We start from the raw sequence: 15,396 nt of genomic DNA, 5'->3' as shown, positions 1-15,396 counted from the left end.
GGGAAAAGAAAAAATGGAATTAAACAAAGAAAACATGAAAAAAATCCGCTGGCTCATCGCATTTGCTGTCCTGTTATATCTGGGTGTACAGAACCTCAATATCGTTATCAGCACAGCAAAAGTTTTTTTAGGTTTCCTGTTCCCATTTATCATCGGATTCGGAATTGCCTTCATCCTGAATGTCCCGATGAAATTCATTGAACATCATTTATTCGGAAAAGTCCTGAAACAAAAGAAAAAAGCAGCCCAGAAACTGTCACGTCCGGTCAGTCTTGTGCTGGCCATCTGCTTTGTACTTTGCGTATTTGTGATCGTTATGCTGGTAGTAGTGCCGGAATTGGGAGCAACCTTCGTAAGTGTCGGCAAAAAGATTGAAGAAAACATCCCCGTTTTTCAGAAATGGATAGACAATGCTTTCGGAAACAATCCGGAAATTGTTAAATGGACGCAGTCCCTTGATATTGATCCGGGTAAAATGATCGATTCTGTACTCAGTGTGCTCAAGAGTGGCGTAAATAACATTGTTTCTTCTACAGTGTCCATCACCATGGGACTCCTTAGCACCGCTATGAACGCATCCATCGGCTTTGTTTTTGCCTGCTATATTCTTCTCCAGAAAGAAAAACTTCAGCAGCAGATCAGGAAAGCCATGTACGCGATCTTTCCGGAGAAACCGGTCAGATACATAGAACATGTATGGCACCTGGCAAACAGAATTTTTTCCAGTTTTATTACAGGACAGTGTATCGAGGCCGTCATTCTTGGAAGTATGTTCTTCGTGTCTATGACGATCCTGCGCTTTCCATATGCAATGCTGGTAGGCGTTCTGATCTCATTTACAGCATTGATCCCGGTATTTGGCGGAATCATTGGCTGCTGGATTTCATTTTTCCTGATCCTGATGGTAAGCCCGCTAAAAGCTGTTCTGTTCCTTGCGCTGTTCCTTGTTCTTCAGCAGATAGAAGGAAACCTCATCTATCCGCATGTAGTAGGCGGTTCCGTTGGACTTCCATCTATCTGGGTGCTGGTAGCTGTAACTCTCGGTGGCAGTCTGATGGGAATCGTGGGAATGCTTATTTTTATTCCGATGGTATCTGTAATCTATACCCTCTTCAGAGAGTGGGTATACGACCGGCTGGAAAAGAAACAGCTCGTTTTGTGACGAAATTATCAACTGAATGAGATGAATTTGTAAGAACTCTGTAAATGAGTGTAAGGTCTCTGTAATTGTAATTAATATGATATTTCTGTATTATAGTGATATCTGGTTAAAAATGGAAGGAGATCTTAAGATGGACATCTTAAAAGGTAAACGTTATGATATTATGAATGTGCTTTGGGAAGAAGGAAGACCATTGTCTGCTTTTGAGATCAATGACATTGCACCGGAACTGAAAATGCCGACAGTAAGAAGATGCCTGGAGCTTCTTTTAAAAGAGAACCTGATCAAAGTTGCAGGAACATCTATGAACGGCAAAGTTTATGCAAGAAATTATACCCCTCTTCTTTCAAGAGAAGACTATTTAAAAGGAAACGCAAAAAGCAGAAAAATCAGTCCAGTGGAGATGATGACCGCACTTCTGGAATCCGATAATATCACATTGGAAGATCTGGAACAGCTCCAGAAACTTATCGATAAGAAACGCAGTGAACTGGAAAGCAGATAAGTGGTTACTGAGAACGGTAAAGATAAGCATAATATATCATACAGAAGGTTACACAGATAATAATGAAAACAATAAGAAGGCTGCCGTATTTACGGCAGCTTTTTTTAATGATATAGAAACAGCCAGATGGGTGAAATCACTCATCTGGCTGTAAATAATTTTATTTAATTATTTTTTGTTCTGCTCAACTTCTTTTAACATCATAGCACGAACTTTAAGTGGAAGTCCGAACAGTGTGATAAATCCGTCTGCATCATGGTGGTCATAGAGGTCACCTGTTGTGAAGGATGCAAGAGATTCATTGTACAGGCTGTATGGAGAAGTTGTACCGGCTTTGATGATGTTGCCTTTGTACAGTTTGAATTTCACCTCACCTGTTACATATTTCTGAGTGGACTCAACGAATGCCTGGATTGCTTCACGAAGTGGTGTGTACCATTTTCCTTCGTAAACAACCTGAGCGAACTGGCTTCCAAGCTTCTTCTTTGTTTCCATTGTCTCACGGTCAAGTGTGAGTTCTTCGAGCTGTTCATGAGCTGCCATCAGGATTGTTCCGCCAGGAGTCTCATATACACCACGGGATTTCATACCAACAACACGGTTCTCAACGATATCAACGATACCGATTCCGTTCTCACCGCCTAATTTATTAAGCTCAGTGATGATCTCGGAAACTTTCATTTCTTTTCCGTTTAATGTTTTCGGAACACCCTGCTCGAATGTCATAGTAACTTCTGTTTCTTTATCAGGAGCTTTCTCAGGTGTAACACCTAAAACAAGCATGTTGTCATAGTTTGGAGCCTGGGAAGGATCTTCCAGTTCCAGACCTTCATGGCTGATGTGCCATAAGTTTCTGTCACGGCTGTAGCTGTGGCTTGCATCGAATGGAAGGTCGATTCCGTGAGCTTTGCAGAATGCGATCTCGTCTTCACGGGACTGCATAGTCCATTTGTCTGTCATACGCCATGGAGCGATGATCTTAATATCTGGAGCAAGAGCTTTGATACCAAGTTCAAAACGGATCTGGTCATTACCTTTACCTGTAGCACCGTGGCAGATAGCAACAGCGCCTTCTTTACGTGCAATCTCAACTAATTTCTTAGCGATTGCCGGACGTGCCATGGATGTACCAAGGAGATATTTATGCTCATATACAGCACCTGCCTGTACACATGGAACGATGAAATCATCACAGAATTCATCTACGATATCTTCAATATATAATTTGGAAGCACCGGAAAGTTTTGCTCTTTCATCCAGTCCGTCCAGTTCGTTTCCCTGACCGCAGTTTACACAGCAGCAGACAACGTCGTAATCAAAAGTTTCTTTTAACCACGGGATTAAGGCTGTGGTATCAAGACCGCCTGAGTATGCTAAAACGACTTTTTCTTTCATGATTGTATTCCTCCTGAAATTGGATTTTATTATTTTCTTAATTTGTAAAAATTTCCTGAGATATCCGTTTGCTGAAAGTAAATGAATAGGTCGGGAGTTCAGCGCATTATTTTTGAATAAATGCGGGAATTTCTGATTTAAATTTTTGAATAAATATTCAATGCGGAACAGGATGAATTCCTGCGACTCCGCTTAACAAGTGATAATATACACCTTTTTTTATAAATATGCAATAGAAAAATACAAAAAAGTTTTATTCATTTTTGCATAAATATACAACATAATATAGGTAAAAACAAGGGAAAATGAACAATCTAAATTAAAATCCATGTAAAAACATTGGAAAATGACTATTGCATATTATGCAGGTAAGATGTATAATTAGTCCAGCGCTCTGATAAAGTAAAGTTTTACAATGCTGTTGAACTTATTGCCGGCAGATATAGCTAGAATGGCGTCAATAAAAAAGAACTTCACAGATAAGAAAAAAAGAACTAAGATATACTCAACAGCATGAAATAGAAGAGCAAAAGAAAAATGGAAAATAAACCTTGCCGATAAGGCGAAAGATGGAGGAAATTATTATGATTAAAGCAGGAATTATCGGTGCCACAGGATATGCAGGTAACGAGATCGTGAGACTGCTTCTGGGACATAAAGATGTAGAAGTTGCATGGTATGGTTCAAGAAGTTACATTGACCAGAAATATGCGGATGTTTATCAGAACTTTTTTAAACTGGTAGATGCGAAATGTATGGATGATAATATGGAAGCGTTAGCTGATGAAGTAGATGTGATCTTCACAGCAACTCCTCAGGGACTTTGCGCATCTCTGATTAATGAAGGAATTCTTTCCAAAGCGAAAGTGATCGACCTGAGTGCAGATTTCCGTATTAAAGATGTGAAGAAATATGAGAAATGGTACGGAATCGAGCATAAAGCTCCGCAGTTTATTGATGAAGCTGTTTACGGATTATGTGAGATCAACCGTGAGGATATCAAGAAGGCAAGACTGATCGCGAACCCTGGATGTTATCCGACTTGTTCTACACTTTCTATTTATCCGCTGATCAAAGAAGGACTGATCAATCCGTCCACGATTATTATTGATGCGAAGTCCGGTACTTCAGGAGCCGGACGTGGAGCGAAAGTTGCGAATCTGTTCTGTGAAGTAAATGAGAACATCAAGGCTTATGGTGTTGCAACTCACAGACATACACCGGAGATTGAGGACCAGCTTGGATATGCATGCGGTAAAGAAGTTCTGATTAACTTCACACCACACCTGATCCCGATGAACCGTGGTATTCTGGTAACTGCTTATGCTTCTCTGACTAAGGATGTTTCTTATGAAGAAGTGAAGGCAATTTATGATAAATATTATGAGAATGAGACTTTCGTTCGTGTGCTGGATAAGGATGTGTGTCCGCAGACTAAGTGCGTGGAGGGAAGTAACTATGTAGATGTGAACTTCAAGATTGATCCTAGAACTCACAGAGTAATTATGATGGGCGCTATGGATAACCTTGTAAAAGGTGCCGCTGGACAGGCTGTTCAGAATATGAACCTGCTGTTTGGATTTAAGGAATCTGAGGGACTGCTTCAGGTACCGATGTGTCCGTGATAGATAATTGACTTAAAGGGGACGCTCCGAAAATTATTTGTTTTTGAACGCGGTTTCGGGGCTTACTAACTCTAAGTGTTCGGGAATTTGCTAAAAGCATGAGGCGTCTTGTCAAACTCGCTCCGTTGCAAACTTCGCTCAGACAGTGATGCAGCCGCCTCATAACGCAAATTCCCGAGCACTAAGAGTTACTACAGCCCCTGCAAATGCGTTCAAAAACAAATAATTTCCGGAGCTGATTTTTCCAGTAACTGGACGGGACTGCGCAGGGAACCTGCGGCAGGTCCTGAAGAGAGAAGTTGTGGAATTTTAGGAGGATATGTAATTATGAAGATTGTTGAAGGTGGCGTTACAGCGGCGAAGGGTTTCCAGGCAGCGGCTGCAGCGGCTGAGATTAAATATAAGGGCAGAACTGATATGGCAATGGTTTACAGTGAGGTGCCTTGTGTGGCAGCGGGTACTTTTACTACAAATGTTGTGAAGGCTGCTCCTGTTAAATGGGATCAGGATATTGTTTATAATCATCCGTATGCGCAGGCTGTGATCTGTAACAGTGGTATTGCAAATGCATGTACTGGTGCGGAAGGTTATGGATATTGTAAGGAAACCGCAGATGCTGCAGCAGAAGTTTTAAATGTAGCTGCTGATAGTGTGTTGGTTGCTTCTACTGGTGTTATCGGTATGCAGGTTCCAATCGATCGTATTAAAAATGGAGTAAAGATGATGGCTCCGAAGCTGGATGGTTCTCTGGAAGCAGGTACAGAAGCTGCGAAGGCAATTATGACTACTGATACAAAGAAGAAAGAAGTTGCTGTTCAGATTGAAATCGGTGGCAAGACAGTTACCATTGGCGGTATGTGCAAAGGATCTGGTATGATTCATCCGAATATGTGCACGATGCTTGGTTTTGTTACTACTGATGCTAAGATTTCCAAGAAGATGCTTCAGGAAGCATTAAGCGAAGATGTAAAAGATACTTACAATATGGTTTCTGTAGATGGTGATACTTCTACAAATGATACCGTTCTTCTTCTGGCAAATGGTCTGGCTGAGAATCCGGAGATTACAGAGAAGGGCGAAGATTATGAGACTTTTAAGGCTGCACTGAATTATATCAATACTTCTCTGGCTAAGAAGATTGCCGGTGATGGTGAGGGTGCGACTGCTTTATTTGAAGTGAAGATCATTGGTGCTGAGTCTAAGGAGCAGGCGGTTACATTAAGTAAATCTGTTGTTACTTCTTCTCTGACAAAAGCTGCTATCTATGGCCATGATGCAAACTGGGGAAGAATTCTTTGCGCGATGGGATATTCAGGTGCGCAGTTTGATCCGGAGAAAGTTGACCTTTATTTTGAAAGCAAGGCCGGAAAGATTAAGATTATTGAAAACGGTGTTGCTACAGATTACAGTGAGGAAGAAGCTACTAAGATTCTTTCAGAGGAAGCTGTTACAGCGATCGCTGATGTGAAGATGGGTGATGCTACAGCAACTGCATGGGGCTGTGATCTGACATATGATTATGTAAAGATTAATGCAGATTACCGTTCATAATAAAGGAAATGGATAAGCTGCTGATGACTGAGACAGAATGAAATGATTCTGGTCAGAACAGATAGGATGGCAGTCAGGTTGTAAAATAGATTACAAAGATTCGTCTGAAAAACAGAGATTGGTATTTTCTATAGTAAAAGAAAGATTTATTTTTCAGACAGATACAGGGAATAAGGAGAAAGATAAATGGTTAATCAGAAATACTTGGACAAGGCAGAGGTGCTGATCGAGGCGCTTCCTTATATTCAGAGATTTAATCGTAAGATCGTAGTTATAAAGTACGGCGGAAGCGCTATGCTGGACGATGAACTGAAGAAGAATGTTATCAAAGACGTAGTTCTTCTGAAACTGGTTGGTTTCAAACCGATCATCGTTCATGGCGGTGGCAAGGAAATCAGCCGCTGGGTTGGCAAGGTTGGTATGGAACCGAAATTTATTAACGGTCTTCGTGTCACAGATAAAGATACTATGGAGATTGCAGAGATGGTTCTTGCGAAGGTGAACAAGGAACTGGTTGCCATGGTGGAATCTCTTGGCGTAAATGCTGTTGGTATCAGCGGTAAAGACGGTGGTCTGCTGAAATGCCGCAAGAAACAGACAGAGGGCGGAGACATCGGATTTGTAGGTGAGGTTACAAAGGTTGAACCGAAGATCCTGGAAGATCTTCTAGAGAAAGATTTCCTGCCGATTATTTTCCCGGTAGGTTATGACGATGAGTTCGCTACTTATAATATTAATGCGGATGATGCGGCATGTGCCATTGCAGAGGCTGTTCATGCTGAGAAGCTGGCATTCCTTTCTGATATTGAAGGCGTTTATAAAGACAAGGATGATCCGTCCAGCCTGATTTCTGAACTTCATGTGGATGAAGCACAGAAACTGATCGATGACGGTTATGTAGGCGGAGGTATGATTCCGAAGCTGAAAAACTGTATTGATGCCATTGAAGAAGGCGTTAACAGAGTCCATATCCTTGACGGAAGAATTCCGCACAGCTTACTGCTGGAAATCTTTACAAACAAAGGTATTGGTACTGCGATTCTGAGAGAAGACGGGGAGAAATATTACAATGAACATGAATGAACAGATGAAGGAATCCGAAGAGAGTATCCTTCACACTTATAATCGTTTTCCTGTTGTTTTTGAAAAGGGACAGGGATGTTATTTATATGATTCCGAGGGAAAGGAATATCTGGATTTTGCAGCAGGTATTGCTGTAAATTCTTTGGGATATCATTATCCGGGATATGATGAAGCATTAAAAGATCAGATCGATAAGCTGATGCATATTTCCAACTTATATTACAATGAGCCGATCATCGAAGCCGGTGCGAAGCTGGTAAAGGCAAGTAAAATGAGCAAGGCATTCTTTACCAACAGTGGTACAGAAGCAATCGAAGGTGCTTTAAAAGCAGCTAAGAAATATGCATATGTACGTGACGGACATGCAGATCATGAGATTATTGCCATGAACCATTCCTTCCATGGAAGAAGTATCGGAGCTCTTTCCGTAACAGGAACTGCTCATTACAGGGAGCCCTTTGAGCCGCTGATGGGCGGTGTGAAGTTTGCAGATTTCAATGATCTGGAAAGCGTAAAGGCTCAGATCACAGATAAGACCTGTGCGATCATTACTGAGGTTGTTCAGGGTGAGGGCGGTATCTATCCGGCGAAGAAAGAATTTCTGGAAGGTCTGCGTCAGATCTGTGATGAGAAAGATATTATGCTGATCTTCGATGAGATTCAGTGTGGTATGGGAAGAACCGGACATTATTTTGCATGGCAGGCATACGGTGTACAGCCGGATATTATGACAAGTGCCAAGGCTCTTGGATGTGGTGTGCCGGTAGGTGCATTTGTACTGGGCAAAAAAGCTGCCAAAGCTTCTCTGGAGCCAGGTGATCATGGTACAACTTATGGTGGAAACCCGTTTGTATGTGCTGCAGTCAGCAAAGTATTTGACATTTATGAGAATGATAAGATCATTGAACATGTACAGGAAATGACTCCATATCTGGAACAGAAACTGGATGAAATTGTTGCAAAACATGAATGCGCTGCAACAAGACGAGGCATGGGCTTCATGCAGGGAATCGTGATCCAGGGCCGCCCGGTTGGAGAAGTTGTAAAAGCTGCGCTGGCAAAAGGACTGTTGGTGATCTCCGCAGGCAGTGATGTACTCAGAATCGTACCTCCGCTTGTGATCACAAAAGAATATATCGACAAGATGGCTGCTATTTTGGATGAGTGCATGGAATAATTTTAGATACTTCAAGAGATATTTGAATATTTTTACAAAATGCTCCGGGTATAATCAGTAACTGATTATATCCGGAGCATTATTTTTGCAGAGAAAATACCATCTTTATAGGTAAAGCCACAGGCACCGCCGTTTTTGTCGGTAATGTGGCGGACGGATTCGATTCCTATGCCGTTTCCGGAGCGTTTGGAGGATTGGAAAATATTGTTTTTTTGCTGTATTTTACCATCGAAGGTGTTCTCCACATGGATCAGAAGGAGATGATTATGGTGGGGATAAACTTCCACATTAATCTTTCTGCGGGCGGGCTCTGTTTTCACACTTGCCTGGATGGCATTTTCCAGCAGATTGGAAAACACAAGGCACAGATTAATCTCATCTATGGAAAGATCAGCAGGCAGAGAAGCCACTGCATGAAAAGGAGTGTTTTCTCTTTCTGCAATGGTGGAATAATATCCGAAAACACTGTCAACAGCCTGATTTTCGCAGAAATGCAGGTTATAATCAGAGATTTTTCCGGTTGCAGCGGAGAGATATTCTTTAATCTTTTCCATGTCACCCTGTTCTGCCAGAGCGGACAGCCGGACAAAATGATGGCGGACATCGTGACGGGCCTGTCTTGCTTCTTCGATGGCCATGCAGAGATTCTCGTACCTTTCCTGCTGAAGAGAAAGAAAAAGGTTCTCCTGCTGAAGTCTGGCATTTCTGTTCAGGCTGACTGCCATCATAAGAAACAGGACATAAAACAGAAGCAGGATTATGAGCAGTACAAGACTGAAAACAATATAACACTGCAGAATACGCCCGGTATATAAAGTGCTGCGGTGTTTGGGAATCATAAAAAGATTCACTCCTATGAAGATTACCGGAAGAATCCAGAATACATACCAGGTCTGGGCAAAGTTCTCGTCTGTGACCATTGTCTGTACACAGTGGCAGGCAGGATACCAGGCTGCCAGAACAAACAGCAGACAGATGACGTTATAGAAAATTCCGGCACCAGTGTGCAGCCACAGTCCGTTTTCTGTAATATGCAGGTCAGCAGTCATAAGTGCATTGACTGCCCGGGACAGACTTTTGACACATGTAAAAACTGCGAAGACTGCCAGAAAAATACTGACGGATTTCCAGACAGAGATTTTTAATGTTTTATGGTAAATGAGCATAATGACAGGCAGCAGAGGAAACAGGAACCATCTGGTCGGAATTTGCAGGGCACAGCAAACTGCCCCTCCCAAAATACAGATTCCCAGAAGAAGGGGAAGAAGCCATGCTGTCAGCTTAAGCGGTGTCTGCCTCAGATAGTTCTTTACAGGTAGATATGCCAGCAGTATGCCGGGAATGATTACGAAAAGTTCAAGTACAGGGCGAAGTATGTCAGTCATTTCAGGACCTCCTTTGGAACAGAAATCCATAAATGTCTGTCTGGCGTTTTTGAGAAGCTTCCGGCTGACAGGGACATTGCTTCCATTATCAAGGCGAAAGCCTGTTCCGTCAAAATCGACGGCATGCTCCAGATTGATCACAACGCCCCGGTTACACTGATAGAAACGTGAGTCCATTTTCAGGGAGGTTATGAAGGAATCAAAGGACTGGCGGGTGACCAGTTCCCTTTTACCGGAAGTGTGAATGTGGATCATATGGGAAAAATGTTCCGCATAGATTATTTCACGGAAAGGAATCTGAATATTACTTCCGTCTACTTTTGCATCTATGTATTTCCCGGAATCCGGGATGCGGGAAAGGATTTCATCTGCCAGTGCGGAATATATCAGAAATTACTGCACAGAGAAGCAGGTCTTTCCGCTGATTGAAATTTATCAGAATCAGGAACAATTTTTTGCACGGACATTGAAAACAGTACCGACAGTAGTGTTTCTCGCATTACCGGGTGTGGCCGGCCTGAATGCAGCAGAACATCTTCGTTCCCTGTATCCGAAATGTGGAATTATCTGGTGCAGTGACCTTGATTTTTCGCTTCATGCGTTCAGGCTGCGGATAGAATATTTTTTTATGAAACCTGTGGAAGAGCAGAAAATAAAAGAAGGACTTTCCATCTGGTTTGAATGTAAAAAAGTAAGATAAGAAAGACATTCAGGAGGAAAACAACATGAAGACAATCATAAAGTATGAACTGGTCATAAATGAAGCACTTAGATCCGCACTCAATTACCATACACCTGACGAGCAGATTAATGAATTTATCCGCTTTTTCGGCAGACATATCGGTTCTGACAGAATATATATTTTCGAAGATTGTAAAGAAAGGCATGGCACAGACAATACGTATGAATGGTGTGCACAGGGAGTAACTCCTGAGATAGACAGATTGCAGAATGTCGATATGGACGTAATAAAGTGGTGGTATGATACGTTTTCCAGGGGCGAAAGTATCATTATCACTGATATAGAAGATATCAAAGAAGAACATCGCGTATCATATGATATGTTAAAAGCGCAGAATGTGAGAAATGTGGTGGTGTGCCCTTTGCGTTATAAAGATGAGATAAGTGGTTTTTTTGGGGTGGATAATCCTCCAAAGAGTGATTACAAGGGGTTTACTACTTTTCTGGATATGATAGGAACGCTTCTTATCTCATTTCTGAAATTGCGTAATTCGTTTATAAAGTCAAATAAAGAGGCAAAGCTCAGCAGTTATTCGTCGCTTTCCAAAATCTATGCATCTATGTATTTGGTTGATGTGCAGACAAAAAGATATCATATTATAAAAATGACAGATCAGATTGCGGAATATTTGGGAAAAGATTTTAAAATGGGAGAATATGAAATCAGAGATGATTTTTGCGGACATATCAAGAATATCGCTGAGAAAATGTGTACGGAATCACAACTTCAGGAATCACTGGAGTTTGTAGATATCAGTACGCTGGAAGAACGGCTTCTTGGAGAAAACAGCATAACACATGAATTTACAGATAAAATATCAGGCTGGAACCGAAGCAGATTTATTCCTGTAGACTACGATGAAGATGGAAAACTTCTGCATGTACTTTTCTGTATTGAGTGTATAGAAGAAGAAAAAAGGCGTGAGAACAGGCTGATTTATCTGGCGCGGACAGATCTTATGACAGGATTATGTAATCGTGGAAGCGGAGAAAAAAAGATTACTGAACTTTTAAAGGAAAAAACAGGAGGATTGCTTTGCCTGATCGACTGTGACAAATTTAAATCCATCAATGACACCTACGGGCATTCTGTAGGAGATAAGGTGATCATAGCCGTTGCGGAGAAGTTACAGAAAACATGTCGTGACAGTGATGTGGTTTTGCGGCTCGGAGGTGATGAGTTCGCCATGTTTATACCGGGAATGCTGGAACAAAGGGTAGCAGAGAAATTTTTTGAGAGATTTTTTGAAAATATCCGACAGATAGATATCATAGAGATGCAGGGGAAGAACATAGAAATAAGTCTGGGTGCGTGTTTTTATGATGGATATGAAGAGGTTTCTTTTGATCAGTTATACAGAAAGGCTGACAGGGCAATGTATCAGAGCAAAAAGCAGAAGGGCTGCAGTGCTGTAATCTACGGGGAGGAGATGTGAAAAATTTCTGAGAGACTTCGATGTAGAGTTACGTAGCGAGGCGAGACAAAAGGAGGGGTCTATGAAAGAAAAGAAAGTAATTGATTACACCAGAACCTATCGAAGAATTGAGGCAGATAAAAAGAAATGTATTCTGTATATTGTCATACTGCTCCTGCTTGGTTTTCTGCTTATGTGGACTCAGATTGATGATTTGACCAGGATAATCTGTAAGATATGTGCCGGTGTTTTAAAGAAATATGAACCGCATATGTATGTTGGAATCCGTTCAGAAACTTATCCTCTGTTTGGAAAAATCAGCTATCTCAGTGCAGGAACCGTATATCTGGGAATACAGTTAAGCCTTATAAATACAGGAATTTCTCTTGGAGTAATCCTTCTGCTGGCGGGACTTCCATGGAAGGGTCGTCCTCTTGCCATTTATCTGATCCTGTGCAGTGCGATTCATCTGATAAACAGTCTGTGGTTTGTGTTTGGGGAAAAATATTTTCCATATACTTTAACTGTTTATTCAAACCTATATATGCTTCAGGAAATTGGCATATGGGTGATGTTTTTTGTTATGACAGTTATGGTCACTGGAATTATAGGAGACAGGGGAGTGATCTATAAGCTTTTGACTCTTCTTGCGGTAATGTTGTATTCCATTGTATTTGGAACTGTTCGCTATGTGATTTTTATCTGGCTGCTGTACAGATTCTCTGTGATCTATATGGCGTTCTTCTACTTTATGATAGGTCCTATGTTTGATTTTTTGTATCTGGTTATGATTTATGCAGTGTTTGTCAACCGCATGATCGGTGTTTACGATTCAAGGAAGGGAAAGGAGGTATGGAAATGGTCGTAGCTATTATGAAAGGTTATACGATTTTTGTTATTATCCTGATGCTTCTGTACACAGCCAGACATTTTTATTTTACAATTGTAAGACTTCTGGGCAGGCAGCGTCTCTATTACAATGATATTCTTACAGACAGGATGAAAAGTATTTCCGTACTGATCCCCATGCATAATGAGGAACAGGTGCTTTCCAATGTTCTGGATTCTCTGCTGAAATGTGAGTATGACAGGGACAGACTTGAAATTATTCCGATCAATGATAATTCTACAGACCGTACAAGGGAAATGTTGGATGAGTATCACAGAAAGTATGAGTTTATACGTCCCCTTCACAGAGACTGTCCGGACAGAGGAAAACCGGTAGGTCTGAATGATGCAATGAAGCTGGCAAAAGGGGAGATCATCATTGTATTTGATGCGGATTACAGACCTGCCAGAAACATGTTGAAACAGATTGCGCTGGGATTTGAGGATCCGCAGGTAGGTGCAGTTATGGGGCGGGTAATACCGTACAATACCAATACAAATATGCTGACCAGACTTATTAATCTGGAACGGTCCGGAGGATATCAGGTAGACCAGCAGGCACGATATAACCTGAAAACAATTCCACAGTATGGTGGGACAGTAGGGGGATTTCGCAAAGATTTTCTGTTAGAAACAGGTGGCTTTAATCCAAAGGTTCTGGCAGAAGATACGGAACTTACATATCGGCTTTTTACCAATGGCTGGAAGGTTGTATACGCTAACTCAGCGGAATGTTATGAAGAGTCCCCGGAAAGCTGGAATGTGAGAGGCAGACAGATCAGACGCTGGTCAAGAGGTCATAATGAAGTATTGTTTCGCTATCTGATCCCTACGATCACAACTCCCTATATGGGACTGTTTCAGAAAATAGATGGATTGTTTCTGCTTTTTATCTATTCAGTACCGGTATTTCTGCTGCTAGGCTGGGTAGTTTCCCTTGGATTATTTTTCCTGGGTGAAATGCAGATATTCAGTGGCTGGTGGGTTATATTATTTTTGGGAATTTATAATTCCCTTGGAAATTTTGCACCATTTTTTGAGATAGGTACCTCGCTGATTATAGACGGACTTCCCGGAGAGGCATTGCTTCTGCCCCTTATGATGTTTAACTTTTTTTTCTATATGTGGAATATCTCTCTGGGATTCTGGGATGCAGTGGTAGATACTGTTACCGGAAGAGGTGTGAAATGGGATAAAACAGTGCGGTTTACTGTGCAGAAAACAGAAAAGGAGGCTGAAAAATGAAAGTATGGATTTTGATTTTTGTCTGTATGTTCTCTATGCCTCTGTTGGTCGCAGTATTGCATTTCAGGATGAGAAAAGGGCAGATCCTGAAAATAAGGCAGGATTATGTGAAAAATGCCAGATATTTTGGCCAAAGCTTTTCTTCTCTGGTGGAAAAAGCCCTTCCGGAAATGAAGAATGGTATGATCATGCTTTCAAGACAGGAAAAGGTGTTGGAAACAGATGGAAACCAGGAGTTTGTGCAGCCTGAGATTGAAGATCTGGTCATTGCCAGAAATACCATCTTCTGTCCGCAGCAAAATGATCTGCATTTCCAAAAAGAAATCTACAGTGAAAAGGATGCGTTGTTTGTAAAAGAGAACATACGACTCCGGGCTGTATACAGCAAAAAAAGACTGCTTTTCGGAAATAGGGTCCGGCTGCTCAGATGGGCAGATGCTGAACATGCGGTTGTAGTTTATGATGAATGTGATCTGGGTGAAAGGGTATCAAGCGGAGAACAGCTTGTGATAGGCTTTGACAATATTTTTCACAGTCTGTATGCATCGGTAATCCGTCTGGGACAGCGTCCGGAGGAACCTGACCGGTTTATGGAGGAACGTGATTCCAGAATATTTCGTATGCCGGTAATGAACAGTCATGAATATAACAGGCATTACATAGATGATGATATGGTTACGGAAAGTGGGACAGTTCCTTATACGATTATTTCCCGTGGGGATATAAAGGTGATAGAGGACATTATCCTGCAGGGAGATATCCACAGTGATGAGTCTGTAAGAATCATGGAAAATGCATCGGTGCTTGGAAATATTTTCGCAGAGAAGGATATACTTCTGGAAAAAAATGCAACAGTGCTTGGAAACATTTTTACACAGGGCAACATTATATTTGAAGAAGGCGCCAGTGCAGGTCAGCCGAATAAGATTACTTCAGTTGTCGCCCGCGGAACAATAACATTTTATGGAAGTAATTATGTTTATGGATATGTGGTTTCAGAGGGCGGTGGAAAAATCCTGAAATCGGACAGAGAGGTATTGGGAGAGTATTGTTTTCCAGGAGAACCTGTTCATAAAGAAAGAATTATTTTCCAGAATCTGTCGGAATATGAAAATGTTGATTTTCTGGGATTTCGAGGAGATATATACGTAAAAGAAGCGGTTATTCCTGAAGGTGCATCAATTATTCCGAAGAGTCAGTTTTTTGGATGCAGAAGTCTTGAGA

13 protein-coding genes are annotated in these 15,396 nt (G+C 41.5%); 11 read left to right on the top strand and 2 right to left on the bottom strand.

Going from position 1 to position 15,396, the window contains the following annotated elements; all coding sequences use genetic code 11:
* Positions 1–13: 13 nt before the first annotated feature.
* Both ACTNES_RS08325 and ACTNES_RS08320 read left to right on the top strand, forming a co-directional pair.
* Positions 14–1,162: an AI-2E family transporter gene (locus ACTNES_RS08325; protein ID WP_291815227.1), complete on the top strand. Its 1,149-nt coding sequence runs from the start codon at positions 14–16 to the stop codon at positions 1,160–1,162.
* A 130-nt stretch (positions 1,163–1,292) separates the two neighbouring features.
* Positions 1,293–1,667, top strand: a complete 375-nt coding sequence (locus ACTNES_RS08320; protein ID WP_253292573.1) for a BlaI/MecI/CopY family transcriptional regulator — start codon at positions 1,293–1,295, stop codon at positions 1,665–1,667.
* Between the two features lie 168 nt (positions 1,668–1,835).
* Here ACTNES_RS08320 and ACTNES_RS08315 read toward each other — a convergent pair whose 3' ends face one another.
* Complete coding sequence (locus tag ACTNES_RS08315) at positions 1,836–3,062, bottom strand: argininosuccinate synthase (RefSeq protein ID WP_008706208.1); 1,227 nt, start codon at positions 3,060–3,062, stop codon at positions 1,836–1,838.
* 584 nt (positions 3,063–3,646) lie between these two features.
* On the opposite strand from ACTNES_RS08315, the gene argC reads away from it, so the two are divergent.
* The 4 genes from argC (at position 3,647) to ACTNES_RS08295 (ending at position 8,498) form a co-directional block, all read left to right on the top strand.
* The gene (argC, locus tag ACTNES_RS08310) at positions 3,647–4,687 is read left to right on the top strand and encodes an N-acetyl-gamma-glutamyl-phosphate reductase (RefSeq protein WP_291817135.1); all 1,041 of its coding nucleotides are present in this window, start codon (positions 3,647–3,649) and stop codon (positions 4,685–4,687) included.
* A 327-nt stretch (positions 4,688–5,014) separates the two neighbouring features.
* Positions 5,015–6,238: a bifunctional glutamate N-acetyltransferase/amino-acid acetyltransferase ArgJ gene (gene argJ, locus ACTNES_RS08305; protein WP_216460967.1), complete on the top strand. Its 1,224-nt coding sequence runs from the start codon at positions 5,015–5,017 to the stop codon at positions 6,236–6,238.
* 186 nt (positions 6,239–6,424) lie between these two features.
* Positions 6,425–7,321, top strand: a complete 897-nt coding sequence (gene argB, locus ACTNES_RS08300; protein ID WP_216460966.1) for an acetylglutamate kinase — start codon at positions 6,425–6,427, stop codon at positions 7,319–7,321.
* A complete protein-coding gene (locus ACTNES_RS08295; RefSeq protein ID WP_441039099.1) occupies positions 7,308–8,498 on the top strand; it encodes an aspartate aminotransferase family protein in 1,191 nt (396 codons plus the stop codon). The genes argB and ACTNES_RS08295 overlap by 14 nt, the downstream gene beginning before the upstream one ends.
* Before the next feature lie 65 nt (positions 8,499–8,563).
* Here the strand turns inward: ACTNES_RS08295 and ACTNES_RS08290 are convergent, their stop codons facing one another.
* Positions 8,564–10,138: a GHKL domain-containing protein gene (locus ACTNES_RS08290; protein WP_291817139.1), complete on the bottom strand. Its 1,575-nt coding sequence runs from the start codon at positions 10,136–10,138 to the stop codon at positions 8,564–8,566.
* A 94-nt stretch (positions 10,139–10,232) separates the two neighbouring features.
* On the opposite strand from ACTNES_RS08290, the gene ACTNES_RS08285 reads away from it, so the two are divergent.
* From ACTNES_RS08285 to ACTNES_RS08265, 5 genes are all read left to right on the top strand, one after another.
* Positions 10,233–10,583 carry a response regulator gene (locus ACTNES_RS08285; protein ID WP_291807148.1) on the top strand — a complete coding sequence of 117 codons (351 nt, stop codon included), beginning with the start codon at positions 10,233–10,235 and terminating at the stop codon, positions 10,581–10,583.
* A 25-nt stretch (positions 10,584–10,608) separates the two neighbouring features.
* Positions 10,609–12,060, top strand: coding sequence for a sensor domain-containing diguanylate cyclase (locus ACTNES_RS08280; protein WP_291807151.1), 1,452 nt, complete (start codon positions 10,609–10,611; stop codon positions 12,058–12,060).
* A 61-nt stretch (positions 12,061–12,121) separates the two neighbouring features.
* On the top strand, positions 12,122–12,907 hold the full coding sequence (locus ACTNES_RS08275; protein ID WP_291807153.1) for a hypothetical protein: 786 nt from the start codon (positions 12,122–12,124) through the stop codon (positions 12,905–12,907).
* Positions 12,898–14,172, top strand: coding sequence for a glycosyltransferase (locus tag ACTNES_RS08270; protein WP_291807155.1), 1,275 nt, complete (start codon positions 12,898–12,900; stop codon positions 14,170–14,172). Before ACTNES_RS08275 ends, ACTNES_RS08270 begins: the two co-directional genes overlap by 10 nt.
* Positions 14,169–15,396 (top strand): hypothetical protein (locus ACTNES_RS08265; protein WP_441039098.1); only part of this gene is annotated, 1,228 nt, incomplete at its 3' end. The genes ACTNES_RS08270 and ACTNES_RS08265, both read left to right, overlap by 4 nt.

Origin of the sequence: Blautia sp. HCP3S3_D9, from assembly GCF_052063845.1 — a bacterium.
In the GTDB taxonomy this organism is placed as follows: domain Bacteria; phylum Bacillota; class Clostridia; order Lachnospirales; family Lachnospiraceae; genus Blautia_A.
Note: the sequence above shows the minus strand (reverse complement) of the source record. Positions and strands in the feature narration are given on the sequence as shown.